Source organism: Pseudomonas monachiensis (assembly GCF_047345015.1).
Taxonomy (GTDB): Bacteria; Pseudomonadota; Gammaproteobacteria; order Pseudomonadales; family Pseudomonadaceae; genus Aquipseudomonas; species Aquipseudomonas monachiensis.
Window position 1 is genome coordinate 3,126,097 of the sequence record NZ_CP178857.1, and the last position, 24,012, is coordinate 3,150,108.

Below are 24,012 nucleotides of genomic sequence, written 5' to 3' on the forward strand. Positions count from 1 at the left end.
TTCACCGATGAACGGTTGTCAGATTTGTGCTACAGGCAGTTTCCTTATCCGTCTGTTTCCTTGAAACAGCGAGCTCAAGCCCCGGAAGCTGTGCTCGTGACCGGATTCTTGAAACACTGAAGATCCCACAGGTTGAGATCTGTTCAGGCGGCCGGCGCCCGGTTCAGGGTCAGTTCAAGGATTGACCTGATAACCCTTGCCCTGCAGACAGCTGCTGTAGGCCGACGCGGTATTGGCCTGGGTGGTTTTCTGATCCGCCCGGCGTTCCTGACGCTGACGTGACCCACCGACCACCATCCCGGCGGCCGCCGTCTCCTTGGCGCGGTCCTGGCGATAGTCCTGTTTCCTGTCATCGTCGACACGATCATAAGCGTCGTCGTGCTGATTGCCGCGCACCTGGGCCCCGGCCGCACCAGCGGCAGCCCCCACAGCGGCCCCCTTGAGCCGCCCGCCGGAAGACGAGGAAGACGTCGAGGTGCCCTGGCTGGCGGCAATGCTGTTGCATTCGTTGATGTCGGCCTGGGTTTGTTGAGAACTTTGCCCTTTCATCGGCACCACCGATTGCGCCCATCCCGGGCTACTCAAAACCGACAATGCGATGCACAGACTGACCGGTGAAAACCTATTCATGATGACCTCCGACAGGCTTGCAACAATGGGCAAGCCTTGGGGCGACTGGCGGATGGCAAGCGACGTCATGCGTCGCCCTGCCGATCGGGTGGAACAACTGAAAAGTGTAGTTCAACGGCCCCGCAAAGATGGACTTCCGAACAGGCGGTGGGAGTTGTGGGAGTGAGCCTGCTCGCGATAGCGGACTGTCAGTCGACATCTATATTGGCTGGTAGTCAGTCATCGCGAGCAAGCTCGCTCCCACAGGGTATGCGGTGCATATTAAGTGTTGGTGGTCAGCGGATAGAGCTTGTCATCGAACTGCGACAGCTTCGGAAATACAAGTGGTTGGTCGTCGCTCAAGTGCTGCAGCCGCTGCCCGTAATCAACCAGAAACTGCTGGCGCGCCTCTTCACTGATGTACGGCACATGCCACGCCACGAACGGCTCCAGCACATCAAAACCGACATAAGCCAAGGTCCCACGCAAGATCGGGCGCAACATGTCTTCCAGCGGCCCATGAATCGCGCCCTCGCCAAACATGTGTTCACGTCCACCCAGGGTCACGGTCACCAGTGCCTTCTTCCCGGCCAAACCACCCTGATCGTAGAATCGCTTGCCGCCATAGCAGATGCCGGACACCAGCACCCGGTCGATCCAGCCCTTGAGCATGGCCGGGGTGGAGAACCAGAAGATCGGGAAGTTGAGGATCAGCAGGTCGGCCCACAGCAGTTTGTCCAGTTCAGCCTGGATGTCCGCCGCCAGTGACTGGCTCTTCACGCCCAGGCGTTGTTCCAGGGCATAGACCAGGTATTCGGGGTTTTCCCGATTCGAGAAGTCCGCGTCGCTGGCCACCGGGTTCCAGTTCATTTTGTACAGGTCGCTGACCTGCACTTCGTGGCCCTGGGCTTCGAGGGTGGCGACAGCCTGGTCGCGCAGGGCGGCGGTGAAGGATTGCGGTTCCGGGTGGGCGTGGACGATCAGTACTTTCATTGTGGTTCCTTAGATTTGTTCCCGCGTATCGGTTGACGGTGTGGAGTAGCAACCATCGTGGTTGACGAACAGTTTGAATCGCCAACCGTCACACCTGGATCGCCTTCACTTCGACGAACTCGTTCAACCCCTCCTCACCCCATTCTCGACCGTTACCCGACTGTTTGTAGCCACCGAACGGCGCCTGATAATTAAACGCCGCGCCGTTGAGGAAGCACTGGCCGGCGCGCATCTGCCGCCCCAGTTGCAAGGCGCGCTCGGCACTGCCGGCCCAGACACCGCTGGACAGGCCGAACGGCGAGTCATTGGCGATCTGGATCGCTTGCGCCTCATCGGCATAGGGGATCAGGCACAGCACCGGGCCGAAGATTTCTTCCTGGGCAATGCGCATGCGGTTGTCGACATCGGCGAACAGGGTCGGGCTGACATAAAAGCCGCGCTCGAACGCGGACGGCGTGTCACCGCCGCACAGCAGCCGTGCACCTTCCTGTTGGCCGACCTTGATGTAGTCGAGCACAGTGCGTTTCTGCCCGGCCGAACACATCGGGCCGAGGAAGCTTTGCGGGTCGAGGGGGTCGCCCATGGGCAGGCTCAGGGTTTCCGCCAGTGCCAGTTCCACGGCCTCGGCGTAACGGCTGGCCGGCAGCAGCATGCGGGTCAACGCGGTGCAGGTCTGGCCGGAGTTGATCATCACGTCCTGCACACCGTAGCGCACCGCCGCTGCCAGGTCGGCGTCTTCGGCGATCAGCAACGGCGACTTGCCGCCCAGTTCCAGGCACACCCGCTTGACCGATGGCGCCGCCGCCTGCGCGACGCGAACGCCGGCGCCGGTGGATCCGGTAAACGACACCATGTCCACGTCCGGGTGCTTGGCCAGCGCTTCGCCGACTTTCGATCCCGGGCCGCTGACCAGGTTGAATACCCCGGCCGGCAGGCCGATGTCCTCGATCATTTGCGCCAGCAGGAAGGCATGCAGCGGGGTTTCCTGGCTCGGCTTGACCACCACCGTGCAACCGGCGGCCAGTGCCGGGGCGAGTTTGCCGATCAACTGATGCAGCGGGTAGTTCCACGGGTTGATGAACGCGCAGACGCCCACCGCCTCGCGGATCACCAGCGAATTGCCGACTTCGCGCACTTCGTCCATGAGATGAGCCAGTTCGACGTATTGCTCAAGGCCGATGATCGGCCCGTCGACCTGCACCGAGCGGCACCACTGCACCGGCATGCCCAGTTCCGTGGTGATGACCGCGGCCATCTCATCGGCACGATTGCGCAGTTGCTCGGCCAGGGCACGGATATACCCGGCACGCACGCTGGACGGTGTGCGTGACCACGAAGCGAAGGCCCGGCGAGCCGCCGCCACGGCGTTTTCGACATCGAGTTCATCACCCAACGGAACGCTACCGCAGACTTCCTCGGTGGCCGGGTTGATCACCTCGGCGATGCCCTGCCCCGACGGGGTTTGCCAGCGACCACCAATAAACAGTGTCTTGTGATTAAGCATGAACCTGGGCCTCCATCAGTTCTTGAGCACAACGGGCAATGCGCTGGCAGGCATCGCTCAGCGGTTCGGCACCGACCACCAGACCGAGGCGAATATGCCCCGCTGCGCTCGGGCCAAAGGCCTCGCCCGCCAGGACCGACACACCGTGGCGATCGAGTAGGCGGTCGGCAAACGCCTGGGCGCTGAGCCCGGTCTGGCGGATATCGAGCATCACGAACATCCCGCCATCGGGTTTCAACGCCCGCACGCCGGGGCAATCGGCCAGGCTGTCGCACACCAGGTCGCGACGCTGGCGATAGGCTTCGCGCATGGCCTCGAGTTCCGGCAGGTTGCTTTCCAGGGCCACCACGGCAGCGTCCTGAATGAAGTCCGGCGAGCCGTAGAGCATGCACAACGCGAGGTTTTCCAGGTGCGCGGCCAGGGATGGCGGTGCCACCACCCAGCCGACGCGCCAGCCGGTCATGGCGTGGGACTTCGACAGGCTGTTGAGGGTCGCGGTGCGCCCGGCCATGCCCGGCAGGCTCGCCGGGCTGACGTGCTCGCCTTCGAACAGCAGTTCGCTGTAGACCTCATCGGAAATCAGCCACAGGTCGTGGCCGATGCACAACTCAGCCAAGGCGGCCCAGGTGCTACGCGGCAGACTCGCGCCCGACGGGTTGTGCGGGCTGTTCAGTGCCAGCGCCCGGGTGCGCGGGGTGATGCGCGCGGCGACGTCTTCAGGCAGCACACGGAAGCCGTTTTCCGAGCGCACGGGCACCGGCACCACCACGGCACCGCAAGCACCGAACACCGCTTCGTAGGTGACGTACATCGGTTCGGCGACGATCACCTCGTCACCCGGATTGAGCACGCATTGGGCCACGCTGAACAGCGCACATTGCGCCCCGGCCAGCACGGTGACCTGATCCGCCGAAACGGACTGGCCGCTGCGTTGCTGATGACGCCTGGCAATGGCTTCACGCAGGGCACGCTTGCCGCGCACCTCGGCATAGTGAGTGTTACCGCTGCGCAGGCTGTCGATAGCACCCTGCACGATGGGCTGTGGCGTGTCGAAATCCGGGTCGCCCACGGACAGCAGCAGAATGTCTTCGCCCTGTTCGCGCAGTGCCAGGGCGCGGTAGTGAATGTCCCACGCGGCGGCGCCGTCACCGGCGATTCGTTGAGTCAGATCGGAAAAGCGCATCGCTTCATCCCCTTAAAATGCAAATCACTGCGCACAGGCGTGCTTGAGCTCGATCAGGGTCACGCCGTTGCGCTTGAAGCCGTGGCGCAGGTCGGTTTGCAACTCGGCGAGACTTTGCGGCTGGGTAACGGTGCAACCGAACGCACGAGCGAGGGCGGCGAAATCCGGGTTGCGCGGCAGCACGCCAATGGGCTCGATATCCAGGCCGATCATGTCGTCGCGGATTTGCCCCAGGGCGTCGTTGTTCCACAGCAGCACCACCAGCGGGCTGTCCAGTTCTTCCACCGCGGTGGCCAGCTCCTGGGCGGTGTAGAGGAAACCACCGTCGCCCACCAACACCAGGCCGGGCCGCTGCGGCGCGCCGAATTTGGCGCCGATGCCGGCCGGCAAGCCGTAACCCAGGGTGCCGTAGCCAGTCGGGTGCAGCCAGCTGCGGATAGCCAGGCTGTCGAAGGCGTAGTTACCCGTATACGCAAGCTGGGTCATGTCGGTGCTGATGAAGGCGTTGTCCGGCAGCTCTGCGGCGATACGGTCGAGAATCGATTGATGGATCGACTGCAACGGGCCATGGCTGGCCTTGACCGCGTCGCGCAGGGCGGCCACCGAGGCAGTGGCGGCGCCGGCGTCGCGTACGTCGGATGGCAGGCGCTCAAGCACACCGCTGAGGGTTTGTTGTGCATCGCCGTGCAAGGCAACCGCGCACGGATAGAAGTCATTGAACTTGCGCGGGTCGATGTCGATGCGCAGCAGTTCGCCATTGAGCGGCAGGCGTTCACGCCAGAAATCGGTGTCGGCCATTTCGGTGCCGACGGCCAGCACCACGTCGGCCTCGGCGATCAGGTTCCAGCCCGGTTCCACACACAGGGATGAACCGGCGCTCAACGGTGCATCCGGTGCCAACAGGCCTTTACCGGCAACACTGGTGAACAGTGGCGCGGCCAGTCGGGTGCTGATTTCTTGCAGTTCAGAGGTGGCATTGAGCGCGCCACCACCGGCGATGATCATCGGGCGCTTGGCAGCCTTCAGTCTGGCCACGGCTTGATCGATGGCGGTGGCCGATGCCGGGCCGCGACCCGGGCGACGCACCACCTCGTTGCTCCAGTCACGGGCAATCGGTGCCGACAACACGTCCAGCGGCACCGAGATGTGCACCGGGCGCGGGCGCTCGCTGTCGAACACCGCGTAGGCACGGGCGATCAGCTCCGGCAGGTCTTCGGCGGTCAGTGCCACTGCCGAGAACGCAGTAATCGGCGCGGTCATCGCCCGTTGATCCTGGCATTCGTGCAGGCTGCCCCAGCCCTTGCCCAGGCTGGCGCTGTGGTTGACGCTGGAAATCACCAGCATCGGAATCGAGTCGGCATAGGCCTGGCCGATGCCGGTGGCGGCGTTGGTCACGCCGGGGCCGGTGATGACGAAGCACACGCCGGGTTTGCCGCTGACCCGGGCATAGCCGTCGGCCATGAAACTGGCGCCCTGCTCATGGCGGGTCAGCACGTGGCGGATGCCGCTGCCGGGCAAGCCGCGATACAGTTCCAGGGTGTGCACGCCGGGGATACCGAACACGGTATCGACGCCGTAGTTGGCCAACAGACGCACCAGGGCCTGGCCACCGGTCAAGGTTTTGCTTTGCATATTCATGTCCTCACTCCTGGCCGAGGCGAATCAACGCATCGACCGCAGTTGTGCCCTGGGCACCGACCAACAATGGGTTCACATCCAGTTCCAGCAGGTGAGCGGCGTTCTCGCAGGCATAGTCGGCCACGGCGCGGATGGCGGTCACCAAGGCGTCCAGGTCAGCAGGCTCGCGACCACGGAAACCTTGCAGCAATGGCGCGCTGCGCAGGCTGAGCAAGGCATTGCGGATCGCGCCGTCGGTGGTCGGCAGCAACAGGCTGTGACTGTCCTTGAGCAACTCCACCAGAATGCCGCCGGCACCGATCACCAGCGCGAGGCCGAAATCGTTTTCACGCTTGACGCCGACAATCAGTTCAGCCAGCGGCGCTTTGGCCATGGGTTCCAGCAACAGTTGGTCGAAGGCTACGCCCGGGGCATAAGCGGCAATGCTGGCGCGCATTTTCTCCAGCGCAGCGCTCAATGCCGCGCCGTCCTTGAGGTTCAGCGCCACGGCACCGGCCTCGGTCTTGTGTGGCAGTTGAGCGCTGACCGCTTTGAGTACCAGCGGATAGCCCAATGCCTCGGCGTCCTTCAGTGCCTTGTCCGGGGTGCTCAATACGCCGTTTGGCGTCGGCAGGCCAAAGGCTTTTAACGCCTGTTTGGAGTCCCACTCATTGAGCAAGCGTCCCTCGCCTGCAAGCGCTTGCGGGCACAACGGCACCAACGCCGATTCCCCCAGCGCCAGCAAAGTCTGGCGATTGCGCTGATAACCGGCGATGCGACCCCACGCGGCCAAGCCATCTTCAACACCTTGCAAGGCCGCGACGCCTTGGGCGTGCAGACGCTCACGGGCATGGGCCGGCAGCAGCTCGGGGAAAGCCGAGGTGACGAAGCCGGTCTTGCCGTGACGTTGCAGTGCCGCACAGTACAACTCCAGCAGCAGGTCGCACTCCTTGCGCTCGCCGGTGAACTCCGACGGGTAATCGAGCACCAGCATCGCCGCATCGGCTTCGGTGCGCAGCGCGCTGTCGAGCATGCGGTTCAAGGCTTCGCCGTCGCCCCAGATCGCCGTGGTGAAATCCAGCGGGTTGACCAGGTTGGCGTAGGTCGGCAGCACTTGTGCGAGTTCGCCGACCTGCCCTGGATCGAGTTGCGGCAGGTCCAGTTCGTTGCGTTCGGCGTAGTCGGCAATCAACCCGGCGTCGCCACCGGAACAGGCCAGCGCGATCAGGCTGTTGCCCGCCGGCAGATTGCCGCAAGCCGCGGCTTTGAGAGTTTCGACAAAACTCACCGGGCCGCTGACGCGAATCACGCCGAGACGGTCGAACAGCGCGTCGTACAGCGCATCGGAGCCGGACAACGAACTGGTGTGACTCAAGGCCAGTTCGGCGCCGATCTGCGACACGCCGGTTTTCAGGGCGATGATCGGGATGCCTTTCTCCAGCGCCTTGTGCGCGGCGCGGGCAAACCCCGGCACGTTTTTCAGGCCTTCCAGGTGCAGGCCGATGGCGGTGACCCGAGGCTCGTCGAGCAACACGTCCATCAGTTCAGCGACACCCAGTTGCGCCTGATTGCCCACCGAGGCCATGTAGGCCACCGGCAGCGAGCGGTCGCTCATGGACAGGTTGTAGGCGAAGTTGCCGCTCTGGGTCAGCACCGCCACGCCCTTCTCCACCGCCTTGCCGCCATGGGCCACCGGCCACAGCGCGCAGCTGTGCAGGTAGTCGAGCAGGCCGTAGCAGTTGGGGCCGAGCAAGGCCATGTCGCCAGCGGCCTTGAGCAGTTGCTGTTGCAGGGCCTGGCCTTCGGCGCCGGTCTCGGCGAAGCCGGAGGCGTAGCAAATGGCCCCGCCCGCGCCGATGGCGGCCAGTTCGGTGACGCAAATCAGGGTCAGTTCGCGGTTGGTGGCGATGAATACCGCATCGGGCCCGCATGGCAGGTCGGCGATGTTGCGTACACACGGCACGCCTTCAAGGCTGTCGTGCTGCGGATTGACCAGCCACATCTGCCCTTGGTAGCCGCCCTCGGCACAGCGCTTGAGTGCACGCGCCATGCTGCGGCCGCCGACGAACGCCACGTGTTGCGGCGCGAGCATGCGTTTGAGGTTGTCACGAATGGTTTTGGACATGGGAATTCTCCGGGCCGATCAGCGCAGCAGCGGCCGCAGCAGCTCGCGGGAAATGATGTGGCGCTGGATTTCCGAGGTGCCCTCCCAGATCCGTTCGATCCGTGCGTTGCGCCAGATGCGCTCCACCGGACCTTCGTCCATCAGGCCCATGCCGCCGAAGATCTGTACCGCCTCATCGGCAGTACGCCCGAGCACTTCACTGGCGAACAGCTTGGCCATGCCGGCCTCGCCATCGGTCATGGTGCCCTGGTCCATTTTCCAGGCGGTGTGCAGGGTCAGCAGTTCAGCTGCACGAATTTGTGTGGCCATGTCGGCCAACTTGAACGACACGCCCTGGTAGGTGCCGATCGGCTGGCCGAACTGCTTGCGATCCGCCGCCCATTGCAGCGACACGTCCAGTGCGCGCTGGGCCTGACCGACGCAGTTGGCCGCGACCATCACACGCCCGGCGGTCAGCCAGGCGTTGGCCACCTCCCAACCCTTGCCGACTTCGCCCAGCACTTTGCTGGCCGGCACACGGCAGTCGTCGAAGAACATTTCAAAGGTGTGGTAACCACGGTTGCTCACGCACTTCGGTCCACGGCGAATGGTCATGCCCGGGGTGTTGCGGTCGACCAGGAACGAGGTCACGGCGTTACGCTTTTTGCCGTTGTGTTCGTAGGTGTCGGTCACGGCGAAGACGATGGCGAAATCGGCATGGCCGGCGTGGCTGATGAAATGCTTGCTGCCGTTGAGAATGAAGTCGTCGCCTTCACGCACGGCGCGGGTCTTGATCGCGTTGGCGTCGGAGCCGGCGCCCGGCTCGGTCAGGGCAAAACAATCGATCTTTTCACCCTGGATGCACGGCAACAGGTAGTCGTTGATCTGGTCGCCGGTGCAGGCCATGAGGATTTTCGACGGCCGCGCGACGAACACGTGCAGCGCCCAGGACACCTTGGACAGCTCGCGTTCGATCAGCGCCTGGGACAGGTAGTCCAGGCCACCACCGCCCACTTCCTCGGGCATGTTGAAGGCGTAGAAGCCGGCGGCGATCGCCTTGCCGCGAATCTGCGCCGCCAGTTCCGGGGAGACCTCGTCGGCGCGGTCGACTTGTTCTTCATAGGGCAGCAGTTCCTTCTCGACGAAGCTGCGTACCGAGTCCACCAACATTTCTTGTTCTTGGGTCAGTTGGAAATTCATGCTGCTACCTGTTGTTCGTGTTCTGGGAGATGGAGAGGAATCAACGACCGATGAAGCGTGCCGGGCGTTTTTCCATGGCGGCGCGCAGGGCTTCGTTGCCGTCTTCACTGCGACCGCAGAGCAGGCCGGCGGCGAGCTCGGCTTGCAGTTGTTCGGCGAGGCTGCGTTCGGCGCCTTCACGCATGAGTTTTTTGGTCTGGGCGAAGGCGAAGGTCGGGCCGGCGGCCAGGCGTGCGGCCAGTTCGCTGGTGACCGTCAGCAGTTGATCGTCAGCGCAGACATCGCCGACCAGTCCGGCGTCGAGGGCACGATCGGCGCCCCACAACTCGTCAAGGAACAGCAGGCGCTTGGCCTGTTCGCTGCCAATCAAACGCGGCAAGTGCCAACTGGCGCCGGCGTCCGGCGAGTACGCCATGCTGGTGTAGCCGGCCTTGAAGCGTGCCGATTGCCCGGCGATGCGCAGGTCGCAGCACAGGGTCAGGTCCATCCCGGCGCCGACAGCGGTGCCATTGATGGCGGCGATGGTGGGTTTTTCCAGGCTGTGCAGGCGGGTCATCAGGGCGTGGGCGGTTTCGGTCCAGCCGTAGGTCTCCAGCGCGCCCCGGGCTTCGGCATCGGCCCATTCGTCGAGGTCGGCGCCGGCGCAGAAGCTGCGGCCGCTACCGGTGAGCACCACCACGCGCACCGCCGGATCGGCGTTGAAAGCGTCGAGCAGGCCATGCAGGTTTTTCAGCGTCGGAATATCCAGCGCATTGCGCTGGGCAGTGCGATTGAGGGTGATCCAGGCAACGCCTGCTTCGACCTGGCTGAGCAGCGACGATTGAGTGGTCATGGGAATCCTCGAATTATTGTGATTGGTCTGAGGTGATGCGACTTGAGGCCATACTAAACGAGTGTTCAGTAAGGCGGCAATCGGCGGGGAGATGAGTTGTAACAAGCTCAAAAATCATGTAACACATTGGTTTAATTGAATTATTTATAGATGGGCGAGCGTAAGCCGTTGGCGCTGTTACAACTTCGAACAACTGGTGACAGGAGGCCGGTCGCAAATTTACCGAACACCGCAAACCCCTGTGGGAGCGAGCTTGCTCGCGATAGCGGTAGACCAGTCAACAGTGATGTTGAACCTGATGCCGCCATCGCGAGCAAGCTCGCTCCCACAGGGAATGTGCTGGATTGAAGGAATTACACAGCCGGCAAGCTCGGCGCCAATACGCCCTGGCGCTTGCGATGGATCAGGAAGTACGCGCCATAGCACAGGGCAATGAAGCCAAAGCCCCAATACAGCGACGGACGCTGGGTTTCATCCAGGGCCAGGAACACGAACAGCGAGCAGCACAGCGTGATGCACATCAACGGCAATACCGGGAACCAGGGTGCGCGGTATTTCAGGTCGCTGAGTTTGCCGCCCTCACGCAAGTACGCCTTACGGAACTTGTACTGCGCCAGCGCGATGACAATCCAGGTCACGGTGCCGGACATGCCGCTCACCGCCATCAGCACCATGAACAAGGTGTCGGCGGCGACGAAGCTGGTCATCAGCGACACCAGCGCGAAGCACAGGGTGATGCTCAAGGCGCGTAATGGCACGCCACGCTTGCTCAATGGCGACAGGCTTTTCGGCGCCATGCCGGTTTTCGACATCGCCCACAGGATGCGCGTCGAGGCATACAGGCCGGAGTTGCCCACCGAGAGGATTGCGGTGAGGATCACGAAGTTCATCAGGTCGGCGGCGTAGGGAATGCCGACCATGTCGAACACCTGCACGAACGGGCTTTCCATCAGCCCTGCCTGCTGCCACGGCACGATGGCCGACAGCACGATGATCGCCAGCACGTAGAAGATCAGCACGCGGAACACCACGTTGCGCACGGCCCGGGGAATGCTTTTTTCCGGCTGATCGGTTTCACCGGCGGCCACGCCCATGATCTCGCAACCCTGGAACGCGTAGACCACGGTCATCATCACCGCGAACACCGCCGACAGGCCGTTGGGGAACAACGAATCACCGATCAGGTTGCTCGCCATCGGCGCCGGTGCGCCGCTGCTCAGGGGCATCACGCCGAAGATCACCAGCACGCCGACCACGATGAAACCGAGAATCGCCGCAACCTTGATCCCCGAAAACCAGTATTCGGCTTCACCGAAAGCGCGGGTCGCCATGGCATTGATGCCGAACAGCACCACCACGAACAGCGCCGACCAATACCAGATCGGCACCGCCGGGAACCAGCGGGTCATCAGCATGCCGGCGGCGGTGAACTCCAGGCCCACGGTGGTGGCCCAACTCATCCAGTACACCCAGCCGATCATGAACCCGGTGGCCGGGCCGATGTATTTGGTGGCGTGGGTCTGGAACGAACCGGACACCGGCATCTGTACCGACAGTTCGCCCAGGCAGACCATCACCAGGTACATCAGGAAACCGGCGAACAGGTAAGCCAGGATCGCCCCCACCGGGCCGCCTTGATTGATGGTCACGCCGGAGCCCATGAACAGCCCGGTGCCGATGACGCCGCCCAACGACAGCATGAAAATGTGCCGGCTCTTGAGGGCGCGGGTCAGCTGTATGCCTTTACGATCAGTGTTTTCGTTCATGTCGGCACCTCAGCAGTCGTTGAGGTGAACAGCGCGCGACAGGACGTCACGGCGCAGGGAGGGATCAGCTTTACGGCAATTCATTATTATTATCTCCAATAAGCTTCGAAGACCGCGCTGCGGCGGTTGCGTCGATTATTGGAAAGCCATGTAAGTTCGCGTTGACCGTAAAGATCGAAGTTGTACAAAGTCGTAACAAATTTGTACGTCAGCTCTGCAACAGGCCTTTGAGAGTCTCGAGCGAGTGCTGCAATTGCTCATCGAGCGTGGGTCTCATGTGCTGGATCGCCGATTCATCGTTTGCCAGCGCCAAGGTCTCCAGCGCCCTTAACGTTGTGGCCAAGGCCCGAAAACCCAGGGAATCGCAGCTACCAGCCAGGCGGTGAGCCAATTGTGCGACCTCTGTGCAGTCGTTGGCGGCCATGGCTTCATGCAGCGCATCGCGGTGTTGCAGGATCGAGTCGCGGAGCACCGCCAGCAGGCCCTGGACCTTTTGCGCACCCAACAGGCTGCGATGGGTCTGCAACAGCGGCCAGTCCATTGCCTCATCGCTCGGCAGCGACTCGGCCACAGGCGCCTGCCCTTCCAGCACCTGGCGCAGGTTTTCCAGCTTCAAGGGCTTGGCCAGGACTCCGTCCATGCCGGCATCCAGATAACCGCGCACCAGCGCCGGTTGCACGCTGGCGGTCAGGGCGAAGATGCGCGTGTGACGGTTCGGCCCGTCGCTGCTGCGGATCTGCCGGCACAGCTCGACACCGCTGATGCCCGGCAGGTGCACGTCCAGCAGCATCAGGTCGAACACCCGAGCCGCGCAGTGTTGCAGCGCCTGATCCGCTTCTTCGGCCAGCCACACCCGGTGGCCGTCCCGTTGCAGCAAGCCCTTGACCACTTCGCGGTTGAGCGCCACGTCTTCGACCACCAGGATGTTCAGTGCCGGCCCCGCCGCGCGAACCGGCGCAACCTCAGCCACGCCGCTGGCCGGTTGCAGGGACAGCTCGAACCAAAAGCAACTGCCGCGCTCCTCTTCACTGTCCACACCGATGCAGCCGCCCATCTGCTCCACCAGATGTTTGCAGATCGCCAACCCCAACCCGGTGCCACCAAAACGTTGCGCGACTTCTTCGCTGGCCTGGGTGAAACGCTCGAAAATCTTCGCCTGCATCAAAGGGGCAATGCCGATGCCGTCGTCCGTGACACTGACCCGCAGCCGCTGCCCGGTCTGTTCGCAGGTTTCGCCAAGCAGCGCCACCTCGACGCCGACTTCGCCGCCTTCGGTGAACTTGATCGCGTTGGCCAGCAGGTTGCTCAGCACCTGGCGCAGGAACTGCTCGGCGCCGTGGTGATACTCGGCAATCCGCTGATCGATGCGGCAACTGAGGATCGTGTCGTTGTTCAGCGCTCGCGGTTCCAGAAGTGTCAGCACCTCGTCGAGCAACTGGCGCAGCGAGAAATCCACCGGTTCGGGATGGCTGACGCCCTCCTCCAGCTTGGCGAAATACAGCACTTCATTGAGGATCGTCAGCAAGCCTTCGCCGGCCTTGTGCAAGGCATCCAGGCGTTTGCCGTCCTGGGCATCCAGGCGCGCGCCGCGCAGCAATTCGGCCATGCCGAGAATGCCGTTCAGTGGCGTGCGCAGTTCGTGGCTCATGGTCGCCAGGAACCGCGACTTGGCAAGGTTGGCCGCTTCCGCCTCGTCTTTGGCACGCATCAGGCTGGCGGTGCGGCGCTCGACCATTTTCAGCAGCTCGTCACGGTTGTCCTGTAAGGCCAGGCGATCGGTTTCCCGGCGCTCGATGTCCCGCAGGATCGCCCGACGCATATCGTCCAGCGCATGGGCCACGGTGTCGATTTCGTCGCTGCCACGACGCTTGTCCAGGTGCAGGGGTTCGTGCCACTCACCGGCGGCGATGCGCCGGGCAAACTCGGCCATGACTTTCAGGTGCCGGGTTACCAGTCGATAAAACAGCCCCGACAAGGCAACGGCCAGGCCGCAGAGGAACACCGCCATCCACAGCAGGCTGGTCAAACCGGTGGCGTAGAGACGCTGGTACACCGCCCCCAGATCCGTGCTGACCTCCAGCTCGCCAAGGTTGCGCAACGGGCCGGACGGCGGCTGATAGTCCAGGACAAAGCGCTCGATGCGCAGCGGGCCCGTGGGGTGCGGATTGCCCTGTACCAGGTCGAAATCGGCGCTGGTCAAGTGCACCCGCGCGACGTCGGAGAAGTCCACCAGCCCGCGCAACTGCACATTCAGCTGCTCCTGGTTCAAGTCCCAGAGACTGCGTTCCAGGCTGGCCAGGTAGCCGGCGCGGATCAGCTCCATGCGCGATTCGATGTCGCGCATTTCCCGTCGATACTCGATGTAAAGTTGCACGCTGCTGGCCAGCACGGTGAAGCACAGGCTGAACAACAGAATGAACAGCAGCAGGCGCCGCAACAGTCCACCGGGACGGGCGCGAATCATTGCGCATCCGCCGGCAGGTTGATCATGTCGCGGTAGGTCACTTCGCTTTCGTTGAGCCAGCGCTCGATGTCACCGCCGTCGACCATGCGCTGCAACTGCGCATTGATTTCGGGCATGCGAGTGGCCAAGGGCGAGCGTCGCGACACGGCAACCCGCAGATAGTCCACGCTCAATGCCTTGGGCAAGGCGACGATGTCCTGGCCGCCGGGCAGGTTTTCCACGTACAACTGGCCGGTACGCCGCTCCTGGGTGATGAAATCGATGCGCCCGCGAATCAGCTTGCCGAAGTTCTGGTGGCTGTCGGAAACCCATTCGATATTGTTGTTGCGCGCAACCATGCGATCGAACTCCACGCCATAGCTCTCGCCGAACAACAGGCCGCCACGGTAATGGGCCAGGTCGTCCAGTTGTTCGAATTTCACCGGATGCTGGCGGTTGATGAACAGCGCCACTTCTTCACGCAAGACCGGCACCGTCGAGAACAGCATGCTCTGCTCCCGTTGCGCAGTGCTGTAGGCCAGCACCACATCGACCCGGCCTTCGGCGGCGTCCAGCAGGCAGCGTTTCCAGTTGCCCAGCACCACCATCTCGACCTCGTAACCCAACCGGCCAAACAGGTTTTTCACCACGTTCGGCGCCAGGCCGCGCACCTGCTTGCCGTCGCTCCAGGACACGGGCGGGTACACCGGGTAATCGCAATAGCGAACCTTGTCCGCCGCGACCGCATGGCCGGCCAGCAGCAGCGCCAGCAGGCAAGGCCATCGCGCCATCAGCTTCAGGCCGCCACACTGGCGGTGAACAGGTAACCGGCGCCGTGAATGGTGATGATCAACTGCGGTTCGGCCGGATCGTCATGCAACTTGCGGCGCAAGCGCCCGACCAGCACGTCGATGGAGCGGTCGTTGGGCACCCATTCGCGGTTGCGGATCTGGTCCATCAACTGGTCGCGGCTGAGGGTGTGGCCGCTGTTGCGCAGGAACACGCTGAGCAACTGGTATTCGCCGTGAGTCAGCAGGGTTTCGCTGCCGGACGGATCGATCAGGCGACGGCGGTCGGTGTCCAGTGACCAGTCGGCGAACTGCTTGACCGGCTTGGCCACCGCGACGGCAGGCGCCGGCGTTTGCGCATGACGGACCCGGCGAATCAGGTTTTTCGCCCGGGACACCAGCTCCCTTGGATTGAGGGGTTTGATCACGTAGTCATCGGCGCCGCATTCGAGGCCGACGATGCGGTCGATTTCATCGTTGCGCCCGGTGATCAGGATGATTCCGACTTCCGAACGCACCCGCAGTTCACGGGTCAGGGTCAGGCCGTCCTTGCCCGGCAGGCGGATGTCGAGCATCACCAGGTCGACGCTCTGGCTGGCCAGGAAGGTTTCCGCCAGTTCCGCCGTGGCGGCGCAATGGACGTCGTAGCCTTCCTGGGACAGGTAGGCGTGCAGCAGATCGCGAATCAGCGGATCGTCATCGACGATCAATACCCGAGGAGTCATCGCTTGGTGTCCGGCATAGGCCCTGAGGCCAGTTTCTTATTAGAGTGTATTCCTGCATCGGCGCCAGAGAGTATCGATTGCTGAACGACTGATCAACAGTCGCTCGTCTGCAGGCAAAAACGCTGGCGTCCGCCGGCCTGCAGACCATCGACCCAGGCCTCGCAAATCTGGATGCCTTGCTCCGGGGTGAAGGTGCCGGGGTTCAGCCCGGACTCCAGCCACAAGCCGTCGAGCAAGGCGCTGAGGCTGATGGCGGCGAGGTCGGCGTCGAAATTTTCCCAGCCCTCTTCCCGGGCCAATTCCGCCAGCACCTTGCGCAGGATGCCGCGATACTCGCCATAGGAATGATCGTGGGCCTGGTTGATGGCCTCGGCGGTTTTCACCGCGCCCCAGAACGCCAGCCACGCATCGATCAGTTGCGGGTCGAGCAGCTCGGCGGAAAACGATCCGCGGAAAAACGCCGACAAGCGCTCCCGGGCATTCGGCGCGGCTTGCTCCATGGCGTCGCGCAGCAGGGTCATGACCCGCCCGGTGATCGCCATGTAGGCCTCGGCCACCAGTTCATCCTTGCCGGAATAGTGATGGCTGATCAGCCCCACCGAGACCCCTGCCTCGGCGGATATCTTGCGGATCGACGCGCCCTGGAAGCCGTGACGCTTGAGGCACACCAGCGTCGCCTCGATCAGGTTGGCTTTGCGCAACTGCGGTTCCATGCGGGAAAAACGGGCTTCCTGGTTCATGGGCGACACGCTCCTTGGTTCAATCGTTCAGGCCTGCGCGGGTTGGCGTCGGGCTGAACGACTGTACAGCAAGAGCGGGCCATTTCTCCAGTCAGTTGCCAGTCTGGTAGACCGCGGCGCGTCCATCGGGTCAGCTCAAACAACACAGAATCCGGATCAGTCCCGATACCTCGGAGCCACACGATCCAGTATTCGCAACAACGCCGCCCAAGCCAGTTGCATGGCATCCGGATCACTCAGTTCCCCCTCCTCCAACGGCCGCCCCGGATCATTGAACTGCCGTTCTGTATGCGCACAGACCTCGTGCGACGGCAGCACAACCTCACCGGCAGCTTGCGCGGCCAGCTGGATTTCACAGGCCTTTTCCAGGTAGTACATGCGCAAGAATGCCTGGCTCACCGTCTCGCCGACAGTCAGCAAGCCATGGTTGCGCAGCATCAATACCGATTTGTCGCCCAGGTCCGCCACCAGCCGTTGCTGCTCGCTCAGGTCCAGCGCCACACCTTCGTAATCGTGGTAAGCGACCCGGCCATAAAACTCCATGGAAATCTGGTTCACCGGCAACAACCCACACTTCAACGCCGCCACCGCACACCCGGATTTGGTGTGGGTGTGCAGCACGCATTGCGCATCTTCACGGGCGCCATGAATGGCGCTGTGGATCACGAAACCGGCCGGGTTGACCGGATACGGCGACGGCTCCACGGCGTGACCATCGAGGTCGATCTTCACCAGATTCGACGCAGTGATCTCATCGAACATCAGCCCGTAAGGGTTGATCAGAAAGTGATGCTCCGGCCCCGGAATGCGCACCGAGATGTGGGTGAAGATCAGATCGGTCATGCGAAAGTGCGCAATCAAACGGTAACAGGCCGCCAGTTCCTCACGCAGGCGTAGCTCGGTAGCGCTGCGTTCAGGGGCCAGGTGGCTGGCGATGTTGTTCATGGTGGTGGTTCTCCAGGCTGATCGGCTGGGGCAGACAGTAAGGCTGGACGCTTGGACACGTCCAGCCGTCCGCATTTATTTACTGGCCCAGGCGTTGAAGCGCTCTTCGAGCTCTTCGCCATGATCGACCCAGAAACCGACGTTCATCGACAGTGCGCCCTTGAGGTTCTGCGGCGCGGTGGGCACCCATTGCGCCAGTTTGTCGTCCAGCCGTGCGGCGGCCTGGGTGTTGGTCGGGCCGTAGGGGATCTGCTGCACGTAGTTGACCTGGGCGTCCGGCTGGTTGGCGAAGGCGATAAAGCGCTTGGCCTGATCCACATGCCGGGACCCTTTGATGATCGCCCAGTAGTCCATGCCGTACAGGCTGCCGGGCCAGACCAGAGCGAGGTGGCTGCCTTTCTGTGCGGCGTCGGCGATGCGTCCGCTGTAGGTCGAGGTCATCACCACATCGCCGGCGGTCAGCCATTGCGGCGGTTGCGCGCCGGCCTCCCACCACTGGATGTAAGGCTTGAGTTCAGTGAGCTTGGCGAATGCCCGGTCCACCCCCTGCGGGGTGCCGAGCACCTTGTAGACGTCTTCGGTCTTGACCCCGTCGGCCAGCAAGGCGAATTCCAGGTTGTACACCGCGCGTTTGCGCAGCCCACGCTTGCCGGGGGTTTTCTTCACGTCCCAGAAGTCTGCCCACGAGGTCGGGGCCTGGGCCAGTTTGTCGGTGTCGTAGGCAATCGCCACGCTCCACACCAGCGCGGCGGAACCGCATTCCTGCGCCGCCTCGGGGATCAACTGGTCGGCGTGGCCCAGGCGGGTCCAGTCCAGGCGCTCGTACATGCCTTCCTCGCAGCCGCGCATCAGGTCCGGACCTTCGATCTGCACCACGTCCCAGTCGACGTTGCCGGTGTCGACCATGACTTTGATTTTGGCCATTTCTCCGTTGTATTCACTCTGGATCACCTTGCTTTGATCCACGGCGGCGAAGGGTTGAAAGAACGCCACGTCCTGGGCTTTTTGTCCGGCTCCGCCGTATCCGACCACCACCATGTCCGATGCTGCCTGAGCGCTGCCCAGGCCCATGGCCACGGACAACACCAAGGGATAAAAACCGTGCTTGAGCGTGTGCGATTTCATCAGTGGTTCCTCTTGCAGGTGCCACGGGACCCAAGGCCCGCGCAGCCCTTTTTTATTGTTGTGAGGTTTGGCCCGGGAGCGGGCTCGAGACGAAACTACTGCAAGGCATAGTAAAAAAACAAGTTGATTTTTTACTGAAGGTAAATTTCTATAGCGCAATAATAACAACGCCGAAACCCGGCCTTTCGGCTTCAGCCTGCCAGGAGTACCCGCCCCATGCCGACCTCGACACCCGCCTTCGCGCACCTGTTCGAACCCCTGGAGATCCGTGGCAAGCGCCTGAAAAACCGCATCATGTCCAGCGGGCACGACACCTCGATGCCCACCGACAATCTGGTCAATGAGCAATTGATCGCCTATCACCGGGCGCGTGCCGAAGGCGGTGCCGGGCTGATCGTGCTGCAAGTGGCCGGCGTGCATGACAGCGCGCGCTACACCTCCCATGTGCTGATGGCCACCGACGATGCGTGCATCGAGGGCTACCGCAAACTGGCGCAAACCTGCCATGCCCACGGTACCGTGGTGTTGTCCCAGGTGTTCCATCCGGGGCGGGAGATCATGGAGTCCAGCGATGGCCTGCTGGCGGTGGCCTATTGCGCCTCGTCGGTGCCCAACGAACGCTTCCGGGTGATGCCCCGCGCGCTGGACCAGGCCATGATCGACGAGATCGTCGCCGGTTATGCCGCTGCCGCCCGCCGACTGCACCAGGCAGGCATCGATGGCGTCGAGGTCGTGGCCAGCCATGGTTACCTGCCGGCGCAGTTCATCAATCCGCGGGTCAACCGGCGGACCGATGGCTACAACGGCGGACTGGAACAGCGTTTGCGTTTCCTGCGCGAGGTAATCGCCGCCGTGCGCGCGGCGACCGACGAGCAGTTCATCATCGGCCTGCGCATTTCCGCCGACGAGCGCGACCCGGAAGGCCTGACCGAGGACGAATCCCTGGCCGCCGTGCAGTCACTGCAAGCGCAGTTCGATTACGTGCACATCGTCGCCGGCACCTCGGCTTCCCTGGGTGGCGCGGTGCATATCGTGCCACCCATGGCGATCGAAGCGGCGTACCTGGCTAAAGAAGCCGGGACGTTCAAGGCCGGTTTAAACATTCCGTTGTTCGTCACCGGGCGCATCAACCAGCCCCAGGAAGCCGAGCTGATTCTGGCTCGCGGCCAGGCCGATGTGTGCGGCATGACCCGGGCGCTGATTTGCGATCCGCAAATGCCCAACAAGACCGACACCGGCCGCGTCGAAGACGTGCGGGCGTGCATTGCCTGCAACCAGGCGTGCATCGGCCACTTCCACAAGGGCTTGCCGATTTCCTGCATCCAGCACCCGGAAACCGGGCGCGAACTGATCTTCGGCGAACGCCGACAAGCGCCACGGCGCAAACGCATCATGATCGCCGGCGGTGGCCCGGCCGGGATGAAAGCCGCCACCGTTGCGGCCCAGCGCGGCCATGAGGTGACGTTGTACGAAGCCAGTCCGCAACTGGGCGGTCAGGTGTTGCTCGCGCAGCTGCTGCCGCGGCGTAGCGAATTCGGCGGTGCCAGTACCAACCTGCAACGGGAAATGGAACTGGCCGGCGTGCGCGTGGTGCGCAATACCCGAGTCGACCGGGCACTCGTGGAACGGGAAAAACCGGACATGGTGATCGTCGCTACCGGTGCCGAGCCCTACTGGCCGGCCTTCGAGCGCGGCGGTGAGTTGCAGGTGGTGGACGCCTGGCAAGTGCTGCGCGATGAAGTAAAGGTCGGCCGTTCGGTGGTGGTGGTCGACTGGCGCTGCGACTGGATCGGCCCCGGCATCGCCGAACGCCTGGTGCGCGCCGGGCACCAGGTGCAGCTGGCGGTCAACGGCACCCACTGCGGGGAAAACCTGCCGCTGTACGTGCGCGATCAACTGGCCGGCGAACTGCATAAGCTGGGCGTGCCGATCACGCCCTACGCGCGGTTGTATGGCTGCGATGACAACACGGTGTACCTGCAACACACCGCCAGTGGCGAACCGATGCTGATGGAGAACATCGATACGCTGGTGCTGTGCCAGGGCCACCAACCGGTGGATACCCTGGGTGCGGAGTTGCAAGGGCTGGTGGAGTTTCGTCGCATCGGCGACTGCCTGGCGCCGCGTACCGCCGAAGAAGCGATTTATGAAGGCCTTAAAGTCGCGTGGGAGCTTTAAGGCTGTTTATACTCCGGGGCTTTACATTCAAATGATCGCTCTCAGTAGGAGCTGCCGCAGGCTGCGATCTTTTGATTTTGCTTTTCAAAAACAAGATCAAAAGATCGCAGCCTGCGGCAGCTCCTACCAGGGTGTGGCGTAGCCCCCGGTTCGGAATTTTCCATGAGCAACAACAGCAAGACCCCGCCCGCTTCAGGCAGCGCCGAACCGCATTTTCTCGGCACGCGCATTCGCGGCCTGCGCAAGCGCCGGGGCATGACCCTGGCGGAACTGGCGCAACAGAGCGAACTCACCGCCGGCTACATCAGCCAGCTGGAACGCAACCTCGCCTACCCGTCGATTCCGGCGCTGTTCAACATTGCCCGCAGCCTCGGCGTGACCATCCAGTGGTTTTTCGCCAGTGAAGCGGTCACCGCGCCCGAAGACGATGGCGTCGTGGTACGCAAGAACAGCCGCCTGAACGTTCATTACGAAGACGGCATCGTCGACCAGTTGTTGACGCCGCAAGCCAACCGCCAACTGGAAATGCTCCACTCACGCTTCCCGCCCGGCACCTACAGCCAGCAAAGCTACAGCCACGACGGCGAAGAAGCCGGCTACTTGCTCTCGGGGAGTTTCGAGTTGTGGGTCGGCGAGCGCCATTTCCAGCTCAATGAAGGCGACAGCTTCAGCTTTTCCAGCCAGGAACCGCACCGCTACGGCAATCCCGGCGATGTCGATGCGGTGGTGATCTGGGTGATTACGCCACCGACGTTCTAACGCCGGCTGCGACCGCTTGCCTGAGTGGAACTCGCACGCTTGAGGGTGTCGCTCGGCAGCTCGTTGAACAACGCGCGGTAGCTGCTGGAAAACCGCCCCAGATGCCAGAACGACCAATGCATCGCCACCTCGGCCACGGTGGTTTGCATGGGTGTGCGGCTGAGCAATTCGCGGCGGGCGCTGTTGAGGCGGCGCAGGCGCAGCCACTGGGTCGGCGACATGCCGGTGTAGGTCTTGAACGCATGCTGCAACTGGCGCAGTGAAACCCCCGCGACCTGAGACAGCTCCAGCAGGTTGAGGTGTTCTTCCGGGGTGTCCGCGGCCCATTCTCCTACCCGCTTCATGATCGACCGCTCCCCGGCCCGACGCTGCAGGGCCCCCTGGTCGAGGCCGACACAGGCGTTGTCGAGGATGAACAGGCAATCTTCCAGCAGTTGCTGGGTCAGCGCTTCGCGGCTCGGTGGATCGAAGGTCTGCGACAGGCGCGTCAAGGTCCCGCTGAGCCAACGGCAGAACAGCGCGTTCTGCTGGGAGTTGAGCGGTGCCATGAACAGCCCTTCGAGCCTGGCGATGTCGAGGCTGTGGCGCTTTACGAACTCCGGCCCGAACACCACGGCGATTTCCTGGTAGTTCTCCGGGGTGATCCAGATGTTGCGGCTTTCGCCATTCAACACGTACAGCGCGTTGTCGCCGCGATCGAAACAAAACGACAACGAACCCTGGGGCGCGCTGAAATTCTGTTCGACCCGGGTATTCATCGACTCTTCGTAAATCTCCACGCCCTGCAGATCCAGATAACGCACCAGGCCTGCGAAATGCCCCGGCGACATCTGCTGGTATTGCTGCACCCAACCCGGCGTGGCGCGGATTTGCTCGGCGACATCGGCGGTGTTGAACGCTTGGACCTGGAGGGAGTTGGAACCTGTCATGGGGGGCGACCTTACGCACTCTTTTGGTGCGCTTTGTGCTGCTTAAAGTGGATAGATGGAACCGCAAGGCTCGCACAAGATAGTCGTCAACGCGCTACAGGGGAAGTGTCCGGCGGATGAAACCGGTCTCTCCTGGCGTTAATAAAACCAATAACGAGGTCTTTATGAATGTCCCTTTCGATCAGCTGTTCACTTGGCTGAAAGATCACAAGATTACCGAAGTCGAGTGCGTCGTCAGCGACCTGACCGGCATTGCACGCGGCAAAATTGCACCGACCAACAAGTTCCTGCATGAGCGAGGCATGCGCCTGCCGGAAAGTGTCCTTCTGCAAACGGTAACCGGGGACTTTGTCGACGACGACATCTACTACGACCTGCTCGACCCGGCCGATATCGACATGGTCTGCAAGCCAGATGCCGACGCGGTCTACGTGGTGCCATGGGCCATCGAGCCGACCGCCATCGTGATCCACGACACCTTCGACAAGTTCGGCAACCCGATCGAACTGTCGCCGCGCAACGTGCTGAAGAAAGTCCTGCAGCTGTACACCGACAAAGGCTGGCGTCCGATCGTCGCGCCGGAAATGGAGTTCTACCTGACCCAGCGCTGCGAAGACCCGGACCTGCCGCTCAAGGCGCCGATGGGCCGTTCGGGCCGCGCCGAAAGCGGTCGTCAGTCGTTCTCCATCGACGCTGCCAACGAATTCGATCCGCTGTTCGAAGACGTTTACGACTGGTGCGAACTGCAAGGCCTGGACCTCGACACGCTGATCCACGAAGACGGTCCGGCGCAGATGGAAATCAACTTCCGTCATGGCAACGCCCTGGACCTGGCGGACCAGATCACCGTGTTCAAACGCACCATGCGTGAAGCGGCGCTCAAGCACAACGTGGCGGCAACCTTCATGGCCAAGCCGGTCGGCGACGAGCCTGGCAGCGCCATGCACATTCACCAGAGCGTGGTGGACATTGCCACCGGTCAGCCGATCTTCGCCGATGCCGATGGCAACATGAGCGAACTGTTCCTGCATCACATTGGCGGCTTGCAGAAGTACATCCCGAAGGTGCTACCGATGTTCGCGCCGAACGTCAACTCGTTCCGCCGTTTCCTGCCGGACACCTCGGCACCGGTGAACGTCGAATGGGGCGAAGAAAACCGCACCGTCGGCCTGCGCGTGCCGACCTCCAGCCCCGACGCCATGCGCGTCGAGAATCGCCTGCCGGGCGCCGACGCCAACCCGTACCTGGCCATCGCCGCCAGCCTGCTGTGCGGTTACCTGGGCATGGTCGAGCGTATCGAGCCGAGCGCTGCGGTACAGGGCCGCGCCTATGAGCGTCGCAACCTGCGCCTGCCGATCACCATCGAGGACGCCCTGACCCAGATGGAAGAGTGCGACACCATCAGCCGCTACCTGGGCAACAAGTTCGTGCGGGGCTATGTCGCGGTCAAACGCGCCGAGCACGAGAACTTCAAGCGGGTGATCAGTTCGTGGGAGCGTGAGTTCCTGATGCTCAGCGTCTGAGATCTTCGCTGTCCGTAACGGCCTCATCGCGAGCAAGCTCGCTCCCACA

Annotated in this window: 19 protein-coding genes; 3 read left to right on the forward strand and 16 right to left on the reverse strand. The window is 62.8% G+C overall.

Features of this window, described 5'->3' with window-relative positions:
• Positions 1-174 precede the first annotated feature (174 nt).
• From ACMDB8_RS13970 to ACMDB8_RS14040, 15 genes are all read right to left on the reverse strand, one after another.
• The gene (locus tag ACMDB8_RS13970; protein WP_056725037.1) at positions 175-630 is read right to left on the reverse strand and encodes a YMGG-like glycine zipper-containing protein; all 456 of its coding nucleotides are present in this window, start codon (positions 628-630) and stop codon (positions 175-177) included.
• A 261-nt stretch (positions 631-891) separates the two neighbouring features.
• Positions 892-1,602: an NAD(P)H-dependent oxidoreductase gene (locus ACMDB8_RS13975; RefSeq protein WP_409079216.1), complete on the reverse strand. Its 711-nt coding sequence runs from the start codon at positions 1,600-1,602 to the stop codon at positions 892-894.
• A gap of 88 nt (positions 1,603-1,690) precedes the next feature.
• Positions 1,691-3,106 (reverse strand): aldehyde dehydrogenase family protein, encoded by a 1,416-nt coding sequence (locus ACMDB8_RS13980; protein ID WP_056725041.1) that lies wholly within the window; start codon positions 3,104-3,106, stop codon positions 1,691-1,693.
• Positions 3,099-4,289: a pyridoxal phosphate-dependent aminotransferase gene (locus ACMDB8_RS13985; protein ID WP_409079215.1), complete on the reverse strand. Its 1,191-nt coding sequence runs from the start codon at positions 4,287-4,289 to the stop codon at positions 3,099-3,101. Before ACMDB8_RS13985 ends, ACMDB8_RS13980 begins: the two co-directional genes overlap by 8 nt.
• Before the next feature lie 24 nt (positions 4,290-4,313).
• Positions 4,314-5,921 carry a 5-guanidino-2-oxopentanoate decarboxylase gene (locus tag ACMDB8_RS13990; RefSeq protein WP_223542153.1) on the reverse strand — a complete coding sequence of 536 codons (1,608 nt, stop codon included), beginning with the start codon at positions 5,919-5,921 and terminating at the stop codon, positions 4,314-4,316.
• 10 nt (positions 5,922-5,931) lie between these two features.
• Positions 5,932-8,031 carry an acetate--CoA ligase family protein gene (locus ACMDB8_RS13995; RefSeq protein ID WP_056725046.1) on the reverse strand — a complete coding sequence of 700 codons (2,100 nt, stop codon included), beginning with the start codon at positions 8,029-8,031 and terminating at the stop codon, positions 5,932-5,934.
• Between the two features lie 18 nt (positions 8,032-8,049).
• A complete protein-coding gene (locus ACMDB8_RS14000) occupies positions 8,050-9,210 on the reverse strand; it encodes an acyl-CoA dehydrogenase family protein (RefSeq protein ID WP_056725048.1) in 1,161 nt (386 codons plus the stop codon).
• A gap of 40 nt (positions 9,211-9,250) precedes the next feature.
• Positions 9,251-10,042: an enoyl-CoA hydratase/isomerase family protein gene (locus ACMDB8_RS14005; RefSeq protein ID WP_056725050.1), complete on the reverse strand. Its 792-nt coding sequence runs from the start codon at positions 10,040-10,042 to the stop codon at positions 9,251-9,253.
• A 353-nt stretch (positions 10,043-10,395) separates the two neighbouring features.
• Positions 10,396-11,808 carry an amino acid permease gene (locus ACMDB8_RS14010; RefSeq protein ID WP_056725052.1) on the reverse strand — a complete coding sequence of 471 codons (1,413 nt, stop codon included), beginning with the start codon at positions 11,806-11,808 and terminating at the stop codon, positions 10,396-10,398.
• Positions 11,809-12,016: 208 nt separating this feature from the next.
• On the reverse strand, positions 12,017-14,272 hold the full coding sequence (locus ACMDB8_RS14015) for an ATP-binding protein (protein ID WP_409079214.1): 2,256 nt from the start codon (positions 14,270-14,272) through the stop codon (positions 12,017-12,019).
• Positions 14,269-15,042, reverse strand: a complete 774-nt coding sequence (locus tag ACMDB8_RS14020) for a substrate-binding periplasmic protein (protein WP_056725057.1) — start codon at positions 15,040-15,042, stop codon at positions 14,269-14,271. Before ACMDB8_RS14020 ends, ACMDB8_RS14015 begins: the two co-directional genes overlap by 4 nt.
• Before the next feature lie 5 nt (positions 15,043-15,047).
• Positions 15,048-15,764 (reverse strand): response regulator, encoded by a 717-nt coding sequence (locus ACMDB8_RS14025; protein WP_046037067.1) that lies wholly within the window; start codon positions 15,762-15,764, stop codon positions 15,048-15,050.
• Positions 15,765-15,856: 92 nt separating this feature from the next.
• The gene (locus ACMDB8_RS14030; RefSeq protein ID WP_056725059.1) at positions 15,857-16,504 is read right to left on the reverse strand and encodes a TetR family transcriptional regulator C-terminal domain-containing protein; all 648 of its coding nucleotides are present in this window, start codon (positions 16,502-16,504) and stop codon (positions 15,857-15,859) included.
• 156 nt (positions 16,505-16,660) lie between these two features.
• The gene (locus tag ACMDB8_RS14035) at positions 16,661-17,449 is read right to left on the reverse strand and encodes a class II aldolase/adducin family protein (RefSeq protein ID WP_409079213.1); all 789 of its coding nucleotides are present in this window, start codon (positions 17,447-17,449) and stop codon (positions 16,661-16,663) included.
• A 75-nt stretch (positions 17,450-17,524) separates the two neighbouring features.
• Positions 17,525-18,574 (reverse strand): ABC transporter substrate-binding protein, encoded by a 1,050-nt coding sequence (locus ACMDB8_RS14040; protein WP_056725063.1) that lies wholly within the window; start codon positions 18,572-18,574, stop codon positions 17,525-17,527.
• A 216-nt stretch (positions 18,575-18,790) separates the two neighbouring features.
• Between ACMDB8_RS14040 and ACMDB8_RS14045 the strand changes: the two genes are divergently transcribed.
• Together ACMDB8_RS14045 and ACMDB8_RS14050 are read left to right on the forward strand one after the other, a co-directional pair.
• A complete protein-coding gene (locus ACMDB8_RS14045; RefSeq protein ID WP_409079212.1) occupies positions 18,791-20,752 on the forward strand; it encodes an FAD-dependent oxidoreductase in 1,962 nt (653 codons plus the stop codon).
• 162 nt (positions 20,753-20,914) lie between these two features.
• The gene (locus ACMDB8_RS14050; protein WP_056725067.1) at positions 20,915-21,511 is read left to right on the forward strand and encodes a cupin domain-containing protein; all 597 of its coding nucleotides are present in this window, start codon (positions 20,915-20,917) and stop codon (positions 21,509-21,511) included.
• Here ACMDB8_RS14050 and ACMDB8_RS14055 read toward each other — a convergent pair.
• Entirely contained in the window at positions 21,508-22,440 is a 933-nt protein-coding gene (locus ACMDB8_RS14055) for a helix-turn-helix domain-containing protein (RefSeq protein ID WP_409079211.1), read from the reverse strand. The genes ACMDB8_RS14050 and ACMDB8_RS14055 overlap by 4 nt on opposite strands.
• Positions 22,441-22,604: 164 nt before the next feature.
• Here ACMDB8_RS14055 and ACMDB8_RS14060 point away from each other — a divergent pair, with 164 nt between their 5' ends.
• The gene (locus ACMDB8_RS14060) at positions 22,605-23,963 is read left to right on the forward strand and encodes a glutamine synthetase family protein (RefSeq protein WP_056725071.1); all 1,359 of its coding nucleotides are present in this window, start codon (positions 22,605-22,607) and stop codon (positions 23,961-23,963) included.
• The last annotated feature ends 49 nt before the right edge of the window (positions 23,964-24,012 follow it).

Excerpts from the sequence above, each read along its gene's own strand:
- ACMDB8_RS13970 (WP_056725037.1), bottom strand. The coding sequence starts at position 630 with ATGAATAGGTTTTCACCGGTCAGTCTGTGCATCGCATTGTCGGTTTTG.
- ACMDB8_RS13975 (WP_409079216.1), bottom strand. The coding sequence starts at position 1,602 with ATGAAAGTACTGATCGTCCACGCCCACCCGGAACCGCAATCCTTCACC.
- ACMDB8_RS13980 (WP_056725041.1), bottom strand. The coding sequence starts at position 3,106 with ATGCTTAATCACAAGACACTGTTTATTGGTGGTCGCTGGCAAACCCCG.
- ACMDB8_RS13985 (WP_409079215.1), bottom strand. The coding sequence starts at position 4,289 with ATGCGCTTTTCCGATCTGACTCAACGAATCGCCGGTGACGGCGCCGCC.
- ACMDB8_RS13990 (WP_223542153.1), bottom strand. The coding sequence starts at position 5,921 with ATGCAAAGCAAAACCTTGACCGGTGGCCAGGCCCTGGTGCGTCTGTTG.
- ACMDB8_RS13995 (WP_056725046.1), bottom strand. The coding sequence starts at position 8,031 with ATGTCCAAAACCATTCGTGACAACCTCAAACGCATGCTCGCGCCGCAA.
- ACMDB8_RS14000 (WP_056725048.1), bottom strand. The coding sequence starts at position 9,210 with ATGAATTTCCAACTGACCCAAGAACAAGAAATGTTGGTGGACTCGGTA.
- ACMDB8_RS14005 (WP_056725050.1), bottom strand. The coding sequence starts at position 10,042 with ATGACCACTCAATCGTCGCTGCTCAGCCAGGTCGAAGCAGGCGTTGCC.
- ACMDB8_RS14010 (WP_056725052.1), bottom strand. The coding sequence starts at position 11,808 with ATGAACGAAAACACTGATCGTAAAGGCATACAGCTGACCCGCGCCCTC.
- ACMDB8_RS14015 (WP_409079214.1), bottom strand. The coding sequence starts at position 14,272 with ATGATTCGCGCCCGTCCCGGTGGACTGTTGCGGCGCCTGCTGCTGTTC.
- ACMDB8_RS14020 (WP_056725057.1), bottom strand. The coding sequence starts at position 15,042 with ATGGCGCGATGGCCTTGCCTGCTGGCGCTGCTGCTGGCCGGCCATGCG.
- ACMDB8_RS14025 (WP_046037067.1), bottom strand. The coding sequence starts at position 15,764 with ATGACTCCTCGGGTATTGATCGTCGATGACGATCCGCTGATTCGCGAT.
- ACMDB8_RS14030 (WP_056725059.1), bottom strand. The coding sequence starts at position 16,504 with ATGAACCAGGAAGCCCGTTTTTCCCGCATGGAACCGCAGTTGCGCAAA.
- ACMDB8_RS14035 (WP_409079213.1), bottom strand. The coding sequence starts at position 17,449 with ATGAACAACATCGCCAGCCACCTGGCCCCTGAACGCAGCGCTACCGAG.
- ACMDB8_RS14040 (WP_056725063.1), bottom strand. The coding sequence starts at position 18,574 with ATGAAATCGCACACGCTCAAGCACGGTTTTTATCCCTTGGTGTTGTCC.
- ACMDB8_RS14045 (WP_409079212.1), top strand. The coding sequence starts at position 18,791 with ATGCCGACCTCGACACCCGCCTTCGCGCACCTGTTCGAACCCCTGGAG.
- ACMDB8_RS14050 (WP_056725067.1), top strand. The coding sequence starts at position 20,915 with ATGAGCAACAACAGCAAGACCCCGCCCGCTTCAGGCAGCGCCGAACCG.
- ACMDB8_RS14055 (WP_409079211.1), bottom strand. The coding sequence starts at position 22,440 with ATGACAGGTTCCAACTCCCTCCAGGTCCAAGCGTTCAACACCGCCGAT.
- ACMDB8_RS14060 (WP_056725071.1), top strand. The coding sequence starts at position 22,605 with ATGAATGTCCCTTTCGATCAGCTGTTCACTTGGCTGAAAGATCACAAG.